The following is an 18285-nucleotide window of genomic DNA, read 5'->3' as shown; positions in this document are numbered from 1 at the left end:
TCAACATTTATATATGTCGAATGCTAGAATACTTTATTGAAATTGTATAACTAATTTATTTTATCTTTGTAAATGGATATTCAATTTATATTCCATAGTAAAAATACAGACAAAACGACGTGTAAAATATGATTTTTATCATTTAATACCGTCAAAATGACTTAAATACCGACAAATTATGAGTTTTTTTAAAAATATTTTTGGGAGTTCAGAGAACGAAAATCAGTCTAACATCAAAATGGATTGGGAACCATTGAACCATATAGACCAATTGAGCGAAATTATAGCAGAATCGAAAGACAAACCGGTTGCTATTTTTAAACACAGTACAAGATGTAGCATTAGCCGCATGGCGTTGAAACAATTTGAAAACGAATTTGATTTTCCTGAGAAAGTAACGCCTTATTTCTTAGATTTAATCGCTTTTCGCGAAATCTCAAATGATATCGCTAGCCGTTTTGGAGTGCAACACCAGTCACCGCAATTGATTTTAATCAAAAACGGAAAGGCAGTTTACAACACCTCACATAGTGATATTGATGCTGCAGCCTTAAAAGCTAAAGTATAATTATATTTATCGAAAGGGAATAAATTGCTTCACATGCAATCGCTTTTAAAATTGAAAACAGATTCACAGATTTTACTTGTGGATCTGTTTTTTTTATGAGGTATTGTCTTGATTTCACAATCAGCAGAAATATTTTAACCGCAAATTCGCAAATTTTATTTTAGATACTAAATAGTAATTTGATATTCTAATTCAATTATATTTTACCGCAGATTCGCAAATTTTTACTTTTCTTTAGATAGTATATAGTAGTCTTACACATAGAAGATTGATATTCTTACTCAGTAATATTTTACCGCAAATTCGCAGATTTTTATATTTTTATAGATGTTAAATAATAGTTTTACTGATAGTCGTTATAACACATATTTTGAACCACTTTTTTAATTTGTGAATTTGCGGTTAATTTTCCACAAAATGAATCATTTATAACTTATCCAGTAGCAATTTAATTTGGGAATTGGCGGTTAACTTCCCATAAATTGAATCAAAAAAAAAAACAGAGAAAATATTTTGCCGCAAATTCACAAATTATTATTCAAATGGTTATGATTTTTAAAAGTAATATTTATAGATAATACCTATCACCAATCCTTTTTTAAATTTGCGGTTAACTTCCCACGAACTGAATCGATTGTTATAACATGTAAAACTTTAATTTACGAATTAGCAGTTTATTTTCTGCAAACAGAATCAATTAAGAAAGCAGAGAAAATATTTCACCGCAAATTCGCAAATTATTACTAAAGTGTTTATGATTTTTAAAAGTAGTATTTACTGATAATACCTATCACAAATCCTTTTTATTTAATTTGCGAATTAGCTGTTAACTTTCCACAAACTAAATCAATTTTAATTAACGCAATATCATTTCAATTTGCGAATTAGCGGTTAACTTCCTATAAACTGAATCCAACACAATTAATGCAGTAATTTTTTATTTATTGAAAGTGCGAGTCATTTTAAAAACTACCTCCCGAGCCACCACCGCTAAAATCACCACCTCCAAATTCCATTGGAGAGTCAACTGGAACTTCCGGTTTCATGCTACCCATTTGTGATGTAACCACAATTTCGGCAGCTAGGAATGCATTTGTTTCGGTGTAGCGGTCAGCCTGAAAAGTGATTCCAGTTTCTTTGTTTTTTAATTTTCGAATAGTAAAAAGCGTTGTAACAAATAGCAGTGCTCCACCGATAGTTAGAGCAATTTCGATTGGCATAATTGCATAATAAAAACGGATGGTGTAAATGGAGAAACAAAAACTTAGTAGACCAATCCATAGTAAAATTCGATCTTTCTTTACTACAGCAAAATATAAATACCCTGCAGGTACAACAAAAGTAAAAGCATAAAATAGATAAGCAAAAGGAATATCACTTCCTGCAGCAACATCCTGCACAAATAATTCAATTGAAAGTTCGCGTACTACAAGATAATTTCCGGAAAAATAGAAGAGAACTAAAGCAAAATTTTGAGCTATTGTTAATCCTAGGTAGTAATAAGATTGTTCAAGTTTCTGCTTTAATTTTTTACTTCCAAAATACAGTGTTGCGGCAAACGCCATCATTATAAAGGGTAGAAAAGAATGTACAAATGATGGTAAGCTGAAGACGCTATATACAACCACAGTTGCGAAAGCAAAACAAAATAGTAAAGCCATCGATAGATGTAGGTAACGTAAATAACTAAGTAACGCAGTCAAAGTTATGAAACTTGCAATAACGAGTTCGTAGCTGTTTGTAGTAACACCTATGGCTATTGCCAAAGTGAGTTGTGCTCCCAATATGAAGGCATCATCAAGGCCATGACCGTTAAATTTTGATCTGCTTAGTACTTCTGCGCCTATAAAGCCAATAATAGCAAAGAAAAATAGAAGAAACTCATAGCTGTTATCAATTGAATCGATAACCAACAAAGTAAAAAAACCACAGATTGATGAATACAAAAAGGTACCTAAAATAAAAAAAAGGATTCTTACTAGCAAATTTTCGTTTGTTCTAGCTAGTGTCAAATTTTCTATGACAGCTTTATATTGCTCTTTTGTAATAAATCCAGCCTTACTTAAAGTTTGTGCTTCCTGAGCTAAACCGGCATTTTCAAGTATTTTTTTGTCGTGAACTATCATTGTACTTTTTGTTTATTGAATTGCTTAATCAATTTTATAAATAAGATGATGGAACCTACGAAGTAAAAAGGCACCATAAAGAAAAACGGAATTAAAAAGTCCTCGATTCGAACGAACTCCACGATTTTAAATAAAAAAATATTAGCGCCTATATAACCATAAATGACCGTAAAAATTAAAAGCGATAACGCTTGATACTGATAACTTGCCCTATAAAAATAAAATAGTGTTGCCGCTAAAATCAAAGCGAATACGAACCAATAAGGTTGAAATAAATTATTGATGCAAGAAATCGCGATCAAGTGCAGTCCAAAAGTGAGGTATATAATTGCAAAATGTTTCTTTAAAGCAATATGCTTACTGTATATTGCCCAAGCAATTAAAGCGATTCCTAAACCTATAGCAGAATAGCTCAAGGTATTTGTATCATAAAATTCGTTTTGCAGTAGCGATTGTGGCGATACTGATAAACCCACATAAGCGGCAAGTCCGGTAATTGCAATTGATAAAATACCTTTGTTATCAAAGTAGTATGCACAAAAAAGTCCCACTGCTGTAGGAATCAATGTAGCCAAACCGTAGTGGGTTCCAAAAGCGGTGTACTGAAATTGCAAATACCCTATGAAAATACAATTCAATAATACAGCAGCAAGAATGATGTAATCATAAATGGGATTTTCAAAACTTGTTTGCGCGCTACTAAATCTATTTGAATTTTTAAAGCTAATGTAATAACACACTGCAGTTACAACCAATAAGACGGCTAAGATTGCGAGATGCCCAATTGAATCAATATTTTGGTAAATCAGGATACCAATTCCGGTTGTAAATGATAATACAGAAAGATATAGGAATAACTTTAACTCTGCATGCAATGAAAAAATCCCTAATTTCCGATAGGCCTTTACTTGGGTAAATTGGTTTTCAGTGATTAATTTCCGATCAAAAAGTTGTTGGGTTCTTTGTTCTATAAATGGATTCATAAGTGGTTTTAAATTGGAAAGTAGCCAAATATATATAATTTGGAGCAATTTCGTTCCAATTAGCTTTTACTAAATAATGGGTAAAAAAAAATCTGCTCCTTGTGAGAACAGATTTTAAAGTAGTTGTGTGTAGTTGAATATACCGCTAAAAAGCTTGATTCATTTTCTCTTTAATTTCGGCCAAACATAAGTTGTTTATGCTGCCTTCATGTGTGTGTTGGGTTGCTTTTGGAGACTTATAAGTTCCGCTTTCTAATTGCTCCGCAACGGCTTTGTAAGCATCTCTAAATGGCATTCCTGCAACAACCATTTCGTTCAAAGTATCTACTGTAAAAAGGTAATCATATTTTTTATCGTTTAGAATATTGTCTTTTACTTTGATGTCTTTTATTGAGAAAATAGCAATATCTAAGCAAGCTTGTAGGTTTTGAATCGCTGGAAACAAACCTTCTTTTAACAACTGTAAATCTCTGTGGTAGCCACTAGGTAAGTTGTTAGTGATTAAAGTGATTTCATAGGGTAATGCTTGAATTTTGTTACATTTACCACGAATCAATTCAAACACGTCTGGATTTTTCTTGTGTGGCATAATGCTCGAACCTGTAGTCAGGTGCGCCGGTAAGCCTATGAAATCAAAATTCTGACTCATGTACAAACATACATCCATAGAAAACTTAGCTAGTGTTGCTGCTACGCTACTCATTGCAAAAGCCAGTGTTTTCTCGGATTTTCCACGGCTCATTTGAGCGGCAACAGAGTTGTATTTTAAAGTTTGAAAACCCAATTCTTTGGTGGTAAAAGTACGATCAATAGGGAAGGAGCTCCCATATCCTGCAGCCGAGCCTAATGGATTTTGATCTACTACTTTCAAAGCAGCATTTAGCATCGTAATATCATCTATCAAAGTCTCCGCATAAGCAGAAAACCACATCCCGAAAGAAGATGGCATCGCTATTTGTAAGTGTGTGTATCCTGGCAACAATACGTTTTGATATTTCTCAGCAGATTCCATCAACAAATCAAAAAGCGATTTTACTTGCGCTTTCATTTCGATAACGACATCCTTTAAATACAAATTAACATCAACTAGAACTTGGTCGTTACGAGAACGTGCGGTGTGGATTTTTTTCCCTGCATCACCTAATTTTGCAGTCAATAAATATTCGATTTTCGAATGTACATCTTCAAATGAATCTTCGATTTCGAAATTCCCAGCAGCTATATCAGCTATGATTTCGTTCAAAGCGGTTACTAATGAATCTGTTTCGGTAACAGTTAATAAGCCTATGTTTCCAAGCATCTTAGCATGAGCAATAGAACCTAAAGCATCGTATTTTGCTAGAACCAAATCTAGCTCTCTGTCGTTACCCACAGTGAATTGTTCAATTTGCTTATCAGTAGGTATTCCTTTTTCCCAAAGTTTCATATTGTTTTTTGTTTCAGGTTTAAAGTTTCAAGTTTTTAGCATGAAGCTTTTATTGTATTGTTTTGCAAGTTTCTCAGAGATTCGCAAAATTCTTGATTATTATATCGTCCTTCGGTACACTTAATTCTAGCCCCGATAGCAGTGGAAATCCTTTGATTTTTTTTCTTCAAAAAATTAAAGATTGTAACGAATAGCGGGATTAGCTCCTAATTATTTTACTGCTTTAAAAAATCACTTAGTATCTTAATGTATAAGTCGATTCCTTCTTCGATTTCGTTTAAATATATAAATTCATCAGCTGAGTGGGAACGTAGCGTATCACCAGGTCCTAATTTCAAAGATTTACAGCTCAAAACCGATTGGTCAGAAAGCGTGGGAGAGCCATAAGTTGATCTTCCTAAAGCGATTCCTGCTTGCACCAAACCGTGATTTTCTGGGATTGATGACGAACTTAAATTCATAGAGCGAGGCGTAACTTCGGCATTTACGTGTTCTTGCACGATGGCCAAAATTTCGTGATTAGTGTAGCAATCGTTAACGCGAATATCAACTACGATATCACATTCTGACGGAACTACATTGTGTTGTTTTCCAGCGTTAATCTGGGTTACGGTCATTTTAACGGGTCCTAATTGCTCTGATACTTTTTCGAATGTATAATTTTTAAACCACTCCATCACGGGAATAGTTTTGTACAAAGCATTGTCGTCATTCTGATGTGCAGCGTGACTTGGTGTTCCTTTGATTTTTACATCGAGAACAAGCAATCCTTTTTCGGCTATAGCCAACTGCATCAAAGTGGGTTCGCCCACGATGGCACATTCTAGCTCGGGAAGGCTTTTTAAAACGCTATTTAAGCCATTTTTACCGCTGCTTTCTTCTTCTGCCGAAGCCACCATTACAATATTATACGGCAAGTTTTCTGCAGCATAAAAATGGACAAAAGTAGCCAACAGTGAAACTAAACAACCACCAGCATCGTTACTACCTAAACCGTATAGTTTTCCATCTTCGACAATGGCTTTCAAAGGGTCTTTAGTATACGCCTGATTGGGTCTCACGGTATCGTGATGCGAGTTCAATAAAAGTGTTGGTTTGTTTTTATCGAAAGACTTGTTGTACGCCCAAATATTATTGTTTTCTCTCTCAAATGGAATACCATTAACAGCAAACCAGTTTTCAATTAGAACCGCAGTATTTTCTTCTTCACTTGAAAAAGACTGCGTTTCAATTAGGTTTTTTAATAAGGCAACTGCTTCTTGAGTAAGTGTTTCTTTGTTTTTCATATTTTTCTATGACGAAGCACTGATAGTGCTAAGTTTTTTTAATTTGTGAAAATTCGTGCTTAGTTGCTACAATTCTATAATTGTACAAACTGCATTTGCATCTTGCAACATTTTATGATGTCCGATCTTTATTTTTTGCACTCCTTTAGACAAGCTGTTGAAACAGTTGTCTAATTTAGGAATCATACCGGAATGAATGGCTTTTTCAGCCTTTAATTTGGCGTACAAAGCAGGATTCATTTTTGCAATAACCGAACTGTCGTCTTCGGCATCGAATAAAACACCTGGTTTTTCGAAGCAATAACTTAGCGTTACTTCAAAAACTTCCGATAAAGCTATTGCTAATTCACTTGCAATCGTATCGGCATTTGTGTTTAGTAACTGTCCGTTTTTATCGTGCGTAATTGCACAAAAAACAGGAACTATTCCGGTATTTAATAATGTCGCTAAAAGGGGAGTATTGACTTTTTTGACATCACCTACAAATCCGTAGTCAATTGTTGGATGGTTTCTTTTATCAGACTGGATTAAATTTCCATCTGCTCCAGAGAATCCCATCGCATTAGCACTGTTAGCTTGCAATTGCGCTACAATGTCTTTGTTGATTTGGCCTGCATAAATCATCACGACAACCTCAAGCATAGCAGCGTCAGTAATACGGCGTCCATCAATCATTTGAGGAACTAAACCAATGCTTTGCGCCATCTTAGTAGCCGATTTTCCGCCACCGTGTACCAATACTTTTAGTCCGTCAATTTTAGCAAAATCAGCTAAAAAATGCTTCAATTCTTGGGCGTCATCAATGATGTTTCCACCAATTTTAACTACTGTAATGGATTTCTTATTCTGCATTTTCAAGGATTTTTTGCAGTACTAGTTGTGCTGCATAGGTTCTATTATTCGCTTGTTCGATTACGATGGAGTTTTCGCTATCAAGTACCTCATCAGAAACTATCACATTACGTCTTACCGGTAAACAATGCATGAATTTGGCATTATTAGTCAAAGCCATTTTCTCAGCAGTTACCGTCCAATTTGGATCATTATTTGTGATTTTACCATAATCAATATAGTTGCTCCAGTTTTTTGTGTAGATAAAATCGGCATTTTCAAAGGCTTTATTTTGATCGTGCTCAATAGTAGCTCCTTTAGTAATTTCAGGATTTAGTTCGTATCCTTCGGGATGTGTTATTACAAAGTCAGCATCTTGCAGTAACATCATTTCTACAAATGAATTGGCAACAGCCTGAGGTAAAGCTTTAGGATGCGGCGCCCATGACAACACTACTTTTGGTTTGTGTTCAGTTTTATATTCAGCCATTGTAATTGCGTCAGCAAGTGCTTGCAATGGATGTCCCGTACAGCCTTCCATGTTCATGATAGGCACTGTAGCGTGTTTTAAAAAACCTGCCAAAACGGTTTCGGCATTGTCTTTTTCTTTGTCTACCAAGCCAGCAAAAGCTCTCACTGCAATGATATCGCAATATTGTGAAACTACTTCAGCCGCTTCCTTGATGTGTTCTGAAGCTCCTTGATTCATCACGGCTCCATCTTCAAACTCTAGTGTCCAACCTTCATTGGTAAAATTCATTACCATAACGTTCATTCCTAAGTTTAAAGACGCTTTTTGAGTGCTTAAACGCGTTCTTAAACTTGGATTAAAGAACAACATTCCTAAGGTTTTGTTTTTACCTAATTTTTTGTTCTTAAGTGGCTTTTTCTTGATTTTTAAAGCTTGTTTAACCCATCTATCGAGTGAGTCTATATTTTTTAAAGAAATGTAGTTCATTTTTTTATGTGTTTAATTGGTTTTTGTTTAATCAGTTAATCGCTTGACCGGTTAAACAAATAAACGTTTTATATTATTTTCGTAAACGGAATACTGTTTTTTATGGCGTTCAATATAAAATTGTCTTTCAAACCATTCACAATCCACGTTTCAATATTTGCTGCTTTTGCAATCGCTGCAGCTTCAATTTTAGATTGCATACCACCAGTTCCATGAGATGATTTTGCATCTCCTACTTCTTGAGCCATCAAAGCTAAATCATTGACTTGCAAAATAGTCTCTGGAGCAGCATCGTGAATAGAGGCTTTAGTGTAAATTCCGTTTGTGTTTGTTGCAATAATCAAAATATCTACATTTAAAAGGACAGCGGTTAATGCAGCCAACTTATCGTTGTCACCAAACTGGATTTCGTCCGTTGCTACCGTATCGTTTTCATTGATAATAGGGATGTAATTGTTCTCGATTAGCACGTTGATGGTATTGACAATATTAACTTTAGATTGCTCTTTTTCGAAATCAGAATAGGATAGTAGACACTGCGATGTCAACAGTCCTAAATCTTTGAAATTTTCATGGAAAATCCGCATTAAGTGTGGCTGACCAATAGAGGCCAAAGCTTGTTTGACAATAATTTCCTTGCCTTTACTTTCTAGTTTTACAAACTGCTTTGCAGCTGCGATTGCTCCAGAACTCACGATTACAAATTCGTAATCGTCGTTTAAAGCCGCAATTTGGATTCCAATATCCTCAATTTTTCCTCTCGAAATATGATTGGTTTCCTTAGTTAAAGTATTGCTTCCTATTTTTAGTAATATTCTTTTCTTAGCCATTGTAATGTAATTTAAAAATTGAAAGATTTAATAATTTAAAAATTTCGTTGTGTTAATCCTTTAAATGCTTCAATCTTTTAATCTTTCAATTTTTATCTAATCTGCCCTTCTCCGTAAACATACCATTTATTGGTCACCAAATGTTGTAAACCTATCGGTCCGCGTTGGTGCAATTTATCGGTGCTTATTGCCAATTCACCACCAAGTCCAAATTGACCTCCATCTGTGAATCGGGTAGAAGCATTGTGGTAAACCGCTGCAGTATCAACATTATCCATGAATTGCTGGGCGATTTCGTTGTTTTCTGTAATTATGGAAGCCGAATGTCCGCCACAGTACTTATTTATTTTGGTAATGGCTTCTTCATCTGACTGTGTGGTACCAATAACAATTTTATAATCTAAAAACTCTTCGAACCAAATCAAATCATTTTCAATCACTGGAACCTGAGTCGCTTTAGCGAAAGCGTCATCTCCTAAAATAGTCACATTAAATGCTTTTAATTTGCTTACTAGTTCGTTTGCAAAGACTTCCCAATTGGGTAAATTAGTATCAATAAAAACTTTATCCAAAGCATTGCAAACTGATATGTTTGAGGTCTTTCCATTGATAATTATGGTTAACGCTTTTTCTAAATCGGCTTCTTTATTTACGTAAACAAAGTTATTACCACGACCACTTACAATAACAGGGCAGGTTGCATGTTTCTTTGTAAAAGCAATTAATTGCTCTCCTCCACGCGGAACAATCAAGTCTACTTTTTGTGTTGGATTTTCTAAGAAAGCTTGCGTTTCAGTACGATCATAATTTAAATATTCTACCCATGAAGTGGCAACATCATTATCCGTCAATGCTTGATGCCAAAGATTCACAATTTTTAAATTAGACAGTACAGATTCTTTTCCGCCTTTCAATAAAATCTTGTTTCCCGACTTAAATGCTATTCCGCCAGCCTCAACAGTGACGTCTGGACGCGATTCATAAATGATTAAAATCGTACCAAAAGCAGCAGTTTTATTGCTGATTTTCATCCCGTTTTCGTGGGTGAAATCAAAACGAACTTTCCCCACCGGATCTTCCTGAGTTGTTAATTGTTGCAATGACAAAATCATTCCGTCAATCTTCGCGTCATCAACGAGCAAACGTTTCTCCATAGCCAAATCATCACCAGAATAATTGCTTAAATCCTGTTGGTTTACTGCTTTAAGGTTGGCTCTTTCTTGTTCTAGGAGTATTGCCATCGAACTCAAAACGGCATTTCTTTTTACTATGGACAATACTGTTTTCATGTTTATTTTTTATTTGGGCGTGACCCTGTGGGTCGGGCGATTCGCTACAATCTTTTTTATTTCTTTCCGCTGCGCTACAATTAATAAAAAAGGATTTCCACTGCTATCCCTCACGCAAACCTATCTTGTAATAATTCACTTTTGTACGATACTCAGAAACTTTGAGCCTTTGCAACTTTAAAAAATACTACTTCAACTCTTTCAAACTCTCCTGCAAAGCCACTATAAACGTATCAATAGCAGCCGTTGTGATCGTCAAAGGAGGTAGGATTCTCAATAAATTTTTGTTATTAGCTCCACCAGTAAAGATGTGTTTTTCGATAATCATTTTCTTTCTCAAGGCGCTAACGTCAAAATCGAATTCGACTCCTAGCATTAATCCTCTTCCTTTTACTTTGATAATTTCTGGAATTACTTTAATTGCTTCTAAGAAATACGCTTCTATTTTACTAGCATTTGCCATTAAATTTTCTTTTTCGATCACTTCAAGAACTGCGATACTTGCGGCACAAGCCAAATGACTTCCACCAAAAGTAGTTCCTAGTAAACCGTAACTCGCTTTAAAATGAGGTGCGATTAAAATTCCTCCAATAGGGAAACCGTTCCCCATACCTTTTGCCATGCAAATAATATCAGGTGTGATGCCGTGAAATTGGTGTGCAAAGAATTTTCCGCTTCTTCCAAAACCAGATTGTACCTCATCCATAATCAAAACGACATCATGTGCTTTGCAAACTTTTTCGAGCCCTTGAAAAAATTCGGTTGTTCCTTGATCTAAACCACCAACACCTTGAATAGGTTCGATAATCACACAAGCAACATCTCCTTTTTTAAGTTCAGCCTCAACCAAATCAATTTGGTTTAATGGCAAAAAAGTAACGACCTGTTGTGCGTTTATTGGAGCGACAATTTTCGGATTATCTGTTGTCGCCACAGCTGCCGACGTACGTCCGTGAAAAGCATTTTCAAAAGAAACAACTCTTGCTTTATTGGTATGAAAAGAGGCCATTTTTAAAGCGTTTTCATTTGCTTCAGCTCCCGAAGAGCACAAAAATAAGCTGTAATCCGTGTAACCTGAAAGTTTCCCTAGTTTGTCTGCCAGTTCCACTTGTAGTGGGTTTTGGATGGCATTCGAGTAAAAACTCAATTTGTCTAATTGGTCTTTTACTTTGGCAACGTAATACGGTTGGGTATGTCCAATCGAGATAACTCCGTGACCAGAGTACAAATCTAAATATTCAATTCCATTCTCGTCTGTAATTATGCAATCAAGCGCTTTTACAGGTGTGATAGGGTATAATGGGTAAACGTCAAATAAGTTCATAGTATTCCTCCCCCTAACCCCCTCCGAAGGAGGGGGAATAAATACGTACAACGGGGGGTGTTGCTTTTAGATTCTTATTATTCTTTCTTCTTAAGAGAAAGAACAATAAGTTCACGATTAGATTAATTCATTTTTATTTTTTTAATTAGTCGATAAGACTAAAAAAAAAAATCGCAAAGTATATAAAATACTGTCTCCCTTCCCTTCGGGGAGGGCTGGGGTGGGGATTTAGAATCCTGATGGTTTCAAATGCAACCCGGTAGTTTCCTCGAGTCCAAACATGAGGTTCATATTTTGAACGGCTTGTCCAGAAGCTCCTTTAACTAGATTGTCAATTATTGAAGTGATTAGAATTCGGTTTCCTTTTTTCATTAAACTAATGATGCATTTGTTGGTTTGTACCACCTGCTTCATGTTGATGTTTGTGGTTGTCACGGTTACGAAAGGTTGGTCTTTATAATAGGCTTCGTATTTGGCTACCAAATCTTCTAAGCTTTCTTCAACGGTGGTGTATAACGTAGCAAAAATTCCTCTAGCAAAATCTCCTCTATTTGGCACAAAGATTATTTCGTCATTGTAAGAAGCTTGCAACTGATTTACGCTTTGGTTTATTTCGCCCAAATGCTGGTGGTCAAAAGCTTTGTAATGTGACATATTATTTGATCTCCAACTAAAATGTGTCGTCTCAGAAGGGCTGACTCCAGCACCGGTACTTCCTGTTGTTGCGTTGATGTGCACATCGCTAGTTAGTAAATTGTGTGAAGCTAATGGCAATAAAGCCAATTGAATTGCTGTTGCAAAACACCCTGGATTAGCAATATAATTGGCGTTTTTAATGTTGGTTTTATTTAACTCCGGTAAACCGTAAACAAATGATTTCCCTTCAAAATCTTTGTCCTTAGTTAAACGGAAATCGTTTCCTAAGTCGATGATTTTAGTATGACTGGCAAACTTGTTTTCTTTTAAGAATGAAATCGATTTACCATGTCCTAAACAAAGAAAAACTACGTTGACATTAGGATTCACAGTGTCTGTAAAGTTCATTTCGATATCACCCAATAAATCATGGTGTGCTACTGATAATGGTTTTCCAGCATTTGTAGTGCTGTAAACAAAATCAAGCTTTGCATTAGGATGAAACATCAAGATTCTAATTAATTCTCCTGCTGTATAACCTGAACCGCCTATTATTCCTATGTTAATCATATTCTTTTGTTTTATGTGAATAAATCCGAATTCGTTTATTCTATTTATTTTTGATCAGCCAACTTGTCGAAAGCGTGCTAATCCTATTGCTTGCGTGAGGGATAGGAGCGGCATCCTTTTTTGTAGTCCCGAAGCTTCGGGACTACAAAAAAGATATAGCGGATAGCCCGACCCGTAGTTTTTACGAAGGGTCACGCCCAAATCCAAGACCTTATTATTCGTAGGTTTCGTTGTTTACAGCTGAAAAAATGTTTTGGGCATTCCCTAAAATCTTAATAAATCCTTTGGCATCATCTGAAGTCCAAGCATTATTCATTTCGCCATATTGACCAAAACTGTTTGTCATTAAATCATTATCAGATTTGATTCCGTCCAATGAAAAATGGTACGGTTTCAATGAAACAGTCACCGTTCCGTTTACTGTTTTTTGAGTATCTTCAAGGAATGCCTCGATGTTACGCATTACAGGATCCAGAAATTGCCCTTCGTGAAAAAGCATTCCGTACCAATTTCCTAGTTGCTCTTTCCAGTATTGTTGCCATTTTCCTAAGGTATGTTTCTCTAGTAAATGATGTGCTTTGATGATGATAATTGGTGCTGCAGCTTCAAAACCCACTCTTCCTTTGATTCCGATAATCGTATCACCCACGTGAGTATCTCTCCCGATAGCATACGCATTAGCCAATTTTTCTAAAGTAACGATGTTGTTAGAAGATTTGTCTTTTTTACCATTTACGGCAACCAATTCTCCTTGTTTGAATTCAAGAGTCACTTTTTCTTCGCCTTCTTTAGTTAATTGCGATGGATAGGCTTCGCTAGGTAATGCTTGGTGTGAAGTCAAAGTTTCTTTACCACCTACACTAGTTCCCCAAAGTCCTTTATTGATTGAATATTGTGCTTTTTCCCAAGAGTAGTGCACGCCATTTTTTGATAAATAATCCACCTCTTCTTGTCTTGATAATTTCAAATCACGAATAGGAGTGATGATTTCGATTTCAGGAGCAATGGTTTGGAAAATTAGATCAAAACGGATTTGGTCATTTCCTGCACCGGTACTTCCGTGAGCAATCGCTTCGGCACCCACAGATTTAGCATATTTTATAGCTTCAATGGCTTGAAAAACACGTTCAGCACTTACTGATAAAGGATAGGTATTGTTTTTTAAAACATTACCGTAAATTAGATATTTAATAGCTTTATCATAATATTTATCAACGATGGTAAGGTTAGCGTGTTTAGCGCTTCCTAGTTCGTAGGCCCTTTCTTCAATAGCCGCTAATTCTTCATCATCAAAACCACCTGTATTAATTAATACGGTGTGAACTTCGTACCCTTTTTCGTTTTTTAAATATTTTAGGCAGTAAGATGTGTCTAAACCTCCACTATATGCTAATACAACTTTTTTCATTTTTTTTATTTTTTGATCTCGTGACAAATTGCCCCAAGTTATTAGTTTGTTTTTTTAATCCTCTAAGAACAACGCTTGTTTTATCTTTTTTAAACGGTTCCAAATCCGGACGTTAAAGGTGTGTTTAGGTGGGATTTTTTGTTTCTCTTTGGGATCATACAACATTCCGGTACACAAGCACATTTTATTGTCTTTGCTTTTTAGGATTTCGTAGTTCGTGCACGTTTGGCAACCTTTCCAGAAACTAGGGTCAGTAGTCAACTCTGAAAACGGAACAGGTTTGTATCCTAAATCGGAGTTGATCTTCATCACGGCTAATCCCGTTGTGATTCCGAATACTTTAGCATTTGGATATTTCTTTAACGAATATTCAAATACTTTTGATTTAATTTTTTTGGCTAAGCCAAGGTTTCTAAAATCAGGATGTACAATTAATCCTGAATGCGCTACATAGTTGCTGTCTTGCCAGCTTTCTATGTAGCAAAAACCTGCAAAAGTTCCATCGACTAATGCAATAACCGCATCCTTGTTTTCCATCTTTTTTTGGATGTATTCAGGTGTACGCTTAGCAATTCCGGTTCCTCTCAATAAGGCAGACGATTCTATCGTATCGCAAATAACTTGTGCATACTTAAAATGTTCTTCCTGTGCTATAATAATGGAAATATTCATTTCAGAAGATGAATTTTTGAGTTAAAAATGATTTTTTGATATCAGCGGAAAAGCAACTGAAAAGTAAAGATTTATTATTAAATAAACGAGTATAACTGATTGAATAATATTTAGTTATAAATAATATCAATGTTAGGGCAATACAAGTTTTTGGATATGTAAATCCAATGGAATACAGTTGGAATTTCAAAACGAGAAAATGAAAAAATGAATAAAATCGAATGACTTAAATAAACACTATAGTGATAGTGTCCGTACTTCGGGCGAAGCAGGAGTCAATTTTATCCGTGAGATAGAAGTTATATGTAAACTTTTATTTTTCATTACTGCAAAAGTACATATATTTTTAATGCGTTGTTAATAAAATAGCTATTCTAACAAAATTTTAATTTAATGTTAGTTAATTGGCAAAAAAAAATAGGTCGTTGAACAGTTGTTCAACGAGCTAAATAGTAGGTGTTTCCTGTGATGTATTATCACATTCGATTATTTTTTAAAATTAATTTAAGTTTGCTTTTGAGATCTTCCCCCGTATCAAATACCATCTGTTCATTAGAAGGAAAAGGCATAGGACGGCGGTCAAAATAATCATTGTAGTTCAAGTCAATTGCTCTACGATCTCCTCTAAAAGTGGCGTAAATATTATCAAAGATAGATTCGCTATTTAAAGGGAAAGATTGAATTAGCTGGTTGTTTTGTAAATTGGTAAAGACCACATTAGCAATCACTTGACAAGCTTTGTATTGCTGGTACTCATAAATTCTAGCGCTTACAGTTTTAAAATTATCAACTTGGATGGCTTTACCTAAACTGTCTTTTACAATATTACCTTTTTTATCTAAGAGGTTCTTTAAGCCAACTTTAATCTGTCTCTCATTATAAAAGTTTTTTTCGTTTACACGCTCTGGACTAATATTTATAGCTTGAAAATTAAGTGCTACTGCATAATCATATTTAATATTGTTTTGGCGACTACTATGATAGACCGTCCAATCAGTGTTTAAACCATATGTACTAAAATCCAGTAGATCATTTTGAAGATCTCTAGGAATTACCATATTAGTTTGGTTGTTCAACTGCACAGTAATGAAATCAGTGCCCTTGAATTGCGCTTCGTCCATTAATTTGATTACATCTTTATAATTGGGATTGATTTGGTTTAAATAACTTAAATCATCATAAGCGCGACGAAATATTTTTTTATCGTTAGTAAGCATTAAAGCTTTAGAGTTATCATAGAGATACTGCGACAACTTATTTCTACTACTTACAATTTGATTATTATAATTTTCGAAAGGAAAAATAGCGTCCCGTTTTCTATCTAATAGTGGAAGTGGTAATAAAGGTCGAATAGTTTCTTGTCGCTTAGTTAATTGCATGAAAGTGGTGTAAATTGCCTCATAATCACGTGGATTATTGCCCTTTATAAGCAAGTCTAATTTGAGTAAATCACGCTCTTTAGCTTTGGCGAAAGCCTCTTCGAGAAGGTAAACATAATCTTGTTTTCCTTTAGAATCCTTATTAGTTCTCAAACCTTCTACGGCACGATTTATTGCGGCATCGTAATCACCTTCACTCAATAGATTTTGAGTTTTCTTCACTCCACAAGAGCTAATTATAACAATCGAAAAAAAGAAAAGTAGTAGTTTTTTCATAATCTAAATTTGAGTAAATGTATCTGTTATATTTCGAAAATTCAAAAGTGATGCCAAAAAAAAGACCACCAAATAAATTTGGTGGTCTTAGGGTCGAATTAAAGATAACTTATATGTTTAAGATATATGTGGTTAATGACCACCACCCTCAGTTTCAATATGGCTGATGCCTTGTTTTTTCAAAATTCTAGGGCAATAAAAACCATACCATCCTAAATAAGCAAAACCAAGTAATGGAATAACGTATGAGAAATGTGTCCAAGAAATTCCGAAAATTCCAGCAGGATGTGTCAAGTCATAATCACAAATTTTACCTTGTACTAATGGAATTATTCCACCTCCTAGAATCATCATGATTAAGAAAGAAGAGGCTTTTCCAGTGTTTTTTCCTAGTCCAGCGATAGCCAAATCGAATATTGAAGGCCACATGATAGATAAGAATAAACCTCCTGATATAAAGAAGAATTTTGCAATTTCAGTATCTGGACAAACAAGACCAGCAAACATCATTACTAAACCTGATAGACCAAATAACATTAAGGTTTTACCTGCGTTTTTACCACCTATAAAGCTTACCCCAATAAATAGTAAAATCCAAATAGGATAGATATAGAAAGAAGAAACATCATGCTGAGCAAAAATATTTGCACCTATAATAACACCAAATGCGATCGCGGGAACAATGAATTTAAGAGCTGTATTTACTAAATTTGAAGTATTAAATACATTTACACCACCATTCCAACGGCCTATCATTAAACTTCCCCAATATAATGCAATAAAAGGGGAGATGGCGTCTTCAAGAATTTTACCAAACTCGGCAGTATGCAATAATGCTGGTAAGTTACTTATAATAGTTACCTCTGTACCTACATATATAAATATGGCTAGCATTCCTAAATAAAGTTGTGGATAGTCTAAAATATTGAATTTATCAGTATTGTCTGCGATAACTGTTTTTTCGATTTTGGCAGGATTCTCTATTTTAGAGAAATTCATAAAAATCGCTACAAGTATAAAAGCAACACCTAAAATAATGAACGGCAGCTTTATATCTTCAAGTGACAGATTTGTTTTTTTATTACTCCCCATCCCAAATAATGCGATTCCCAATAAAATAGCTCCTATGGTAGTTCCAAAAGAGTTTATTCCTCCTGCCAACGTCAAACGGTGTGCACCGGTATCAGGACTACCCATTTTAATAGCTAGTGGATTTGCTACAATTTGTTGAATCGAAAACCCAAGTCCTACAGTAAATAATGCAGTTAAGAAAAATGGAAAACTTTCCATTGTAGCTGCTGGTACAAATAAGAACGAACCTACGGCAGATAATAATAAACCTGCTGATAATGTTTTCTTGTATCCAAATTTTTGTAAAACATCAACTTTTAAAGACACTAGGAAAAAAATTATTGATCCTACAAAATACGCTACATAAAAGGCCCATGCTACAAGCTGTGATTCTACCTGTGATAATGTAAATACTTTTTTAAATACGGGAATTAAAATGTCATTGGCCGAACCAACAAAACCCCAGAAGAAGAAGACAATAATCAAAGAGATAAATTGTCCCCACTTGGTTTGTAAATTTTCTGAATTCATAATAGTAAGTGGATAATATTTTATTAGATTTTAGTTCGGTCGTAAATGTAGATTTTAAGCGCTTTAAAAAAAAATATATTTAAAAAAATATTGGGAAAAATGCATTAAATGAATTTATAAT

The 18285-nt window shown here is 34.8% G+C and carries 15 protein-coding genes; 1 reads left to right on the top strand and 14 read right to left on the bottom strand.

Features of this window, described 5'->3' with window-relative positions:
- Window positions 1–178: 178 nt before the first annotated feature.
- On the top strand, window positions 179–568 hold the full coding sequence (ytxJ, locus tag H603_RS0114440; RefSeq protein ID WP_026709281.1) for a bacillithiol system redox-active protein YtxJ: 390 nt from the start codon (window positions 179–181) through the stop codon (window positions 566–568).
- A 962-nt stretch (window positions 569–1530) separates the two neighbouring features.
- On the opposite strand, the gene H603_RS0114435 is transcribed toward ytxJ, so the two are convergent.
- The 14 genes from H603_RS0114435 to H603_RS0114370 form a co-directional block, all read right to left on the bottom strand.
- Complete coding sequence (locus H603_RS0114435) at window positions 1531–2694, bottom strand: hypothetical protein (RefSeq protein WP_026709280.1); 1164 nt, start codon at window positions 2692–2694, stop codon at window positions 1531–1533.
- On the bottom strand, window positions 2691–3677 hold the full coding sequence (locus H603_RS0114430) for a DUF2157 domain-containing protein (RefSeq protein ID WP_026709279.1): 987 nt from the start codon (window positions 3675–3677) through the stop codon (window positions 2691–2693). The genes H603_RS0114435 and H603_RS0114430 overlap by 4 nt, the downstream gene beginning before the upstream one ends.
- 145 nt (window positions 3678–3822) lie before the next feature.
- A complete protein-coding gene (gene argH, locus H603_RS0114425; protein ID WP_026709278.1) occupies window positions 3823–5103 on the bottom strand; it encodes an argininosuccinate lyase in 1281 nt (426 codons plus the stop codon).
- 215 nt (window positions 5104–5318) lie between these two features.
- Window positions 5319–6389, bottom strand: a complete 1071-nt coding sequence (locus tag H603_RS0114420) for a M20 family metallo-hydrolase (protein ID WP_026709277.1) — start codon at window positions 6387–6389, stop codon at window positions 5319–5321.
- A 66-nt stretch (window positions 6390–6455) separates the two neighbouring features.
- A complete protein-coding gene (gene argB, locus H603_RS0114415) occupies window positions 6456–7241 on the bottom strand; it encodes an acetylglutamate kinase (RefSeq protein ID WP_026709276.1) in 786 nt (261 codons plus the stop codon).
- Complete coding sequence (locus H603_RS0114410) at window positions 7231–8178, bottom strand: N-acetylornithine carbamoyltransferase (protein WP_026709275.1); 948 nt, start codon at window positions 8176–8178, stop codon at window positions 7231–7233. Before H603_RS0114410 ends, argB begins: the two co-directional genes overlap by 11 nt.
- A 68-nt stretch (window positions 8179–8246) precedes the next feature.
- The gene (proB, locus tag H603_RS0114405; RefSeq protein WP_026709274.1) at window positions 8247–9008 is read right to left on the bottom strand and encodes a glutamate 5-kinase; all 762 of its coding nucleotides are present in this window, start codon (window positions 9006–9008) and stop codon (window positions 8247–8249) included.
- Window positions 9009–9100: 92 nt separating this feature from the next.
- Window positions 9101–10297 (bottom strand): glutamate-5-semialdehyde dehydrogenase, encoded by a 1197-nt coding sequence (locus H603_RS0114400; protein WP_026709273.1) that lies wholly within the window; start codon window positions 10295–10297, stop codon window positions 9101–9103.
- Between the two features lie 187 nt (window positions 10298–10484).
- Window positions 10485–11621, bottom strand: coding sequence for an aspartate aminotransferase family protein (locus H603_RS0114395; RefSeq protein ID WP_026709272.1), 1137 nt, complete (start codon window positions 11619–11621; stop codon window positions 10485–10487).
- 228 nt (window positions 11622–11849) lie between these two features.
- Entirely contained in the window at window positions 11850–12827 is a 978-nt protein-coding gene (argC, locus tag H603_RS0114390; protein WP_026709271.1) for an N-acetyl-gamma-glutamyl-phosphate reductase, read from the bottom strand.
- Between the two features lie 214 nt (window positions 12828–13041).
- A complete protein-coding gene (locus H603_RS0114385; RefSeq protein ID WP_026709270.1) occupies window positions 13042–14235 on the bottom strand; it encodes an argininosuccinate synthase in 1194 nt (397 codons plus the stop codon).
- A gap of 54 nt (window positions 14236–14289) precedes the next feature.
- A complete protein-coding gene (locus tag H603_RS0114380) occupies window positions 14290–14907 on the bottom strand; it encodes a GNAT family N-acetyltransferase (RefSeq protein WP_026709269.1) in 618 nt (205 codons plus the stop codon).
- A gap of 476 nt (window positions 14908–15383) precedes the next feature.
- Entirely contained in the window at window positions 15384–16562 is a 1179-nt protein-coding gene (locus H603_RS0114375; RefSeq protein ID WP_026709268.1) for a hypothetical protein, read from the bottom strand.
- 132 nt (window positions 16563–16694) lie between these two features.
- Window positions 16695–18164, bottom strand: a complete 1470-nt coding sequence (locus tag H603_RS0114370; protein WP_026709267.1) for an MFS transporter — start codon at window positions 18162–18164, stop codon at window positions 16695–16697.
- Window positions 18165–18285: the final 121 nt, after the last annotated feature.

Origin of the sequence: Flavobacterium frigidarium DSM 17623 (genome assembly GCF_000425505.1) — a bacterium.
GTDB lineage: Bacteria > Bacteroidota > Bacteroidia > Flavobacteriales > Flavobacteriaceae > Flavobacterium > Flavobacterium frigidarium.
Note: the sequence above shows the minus strand (reverse complement) of the source record. Positions and strands in the feature narration are given on the sequence as shown.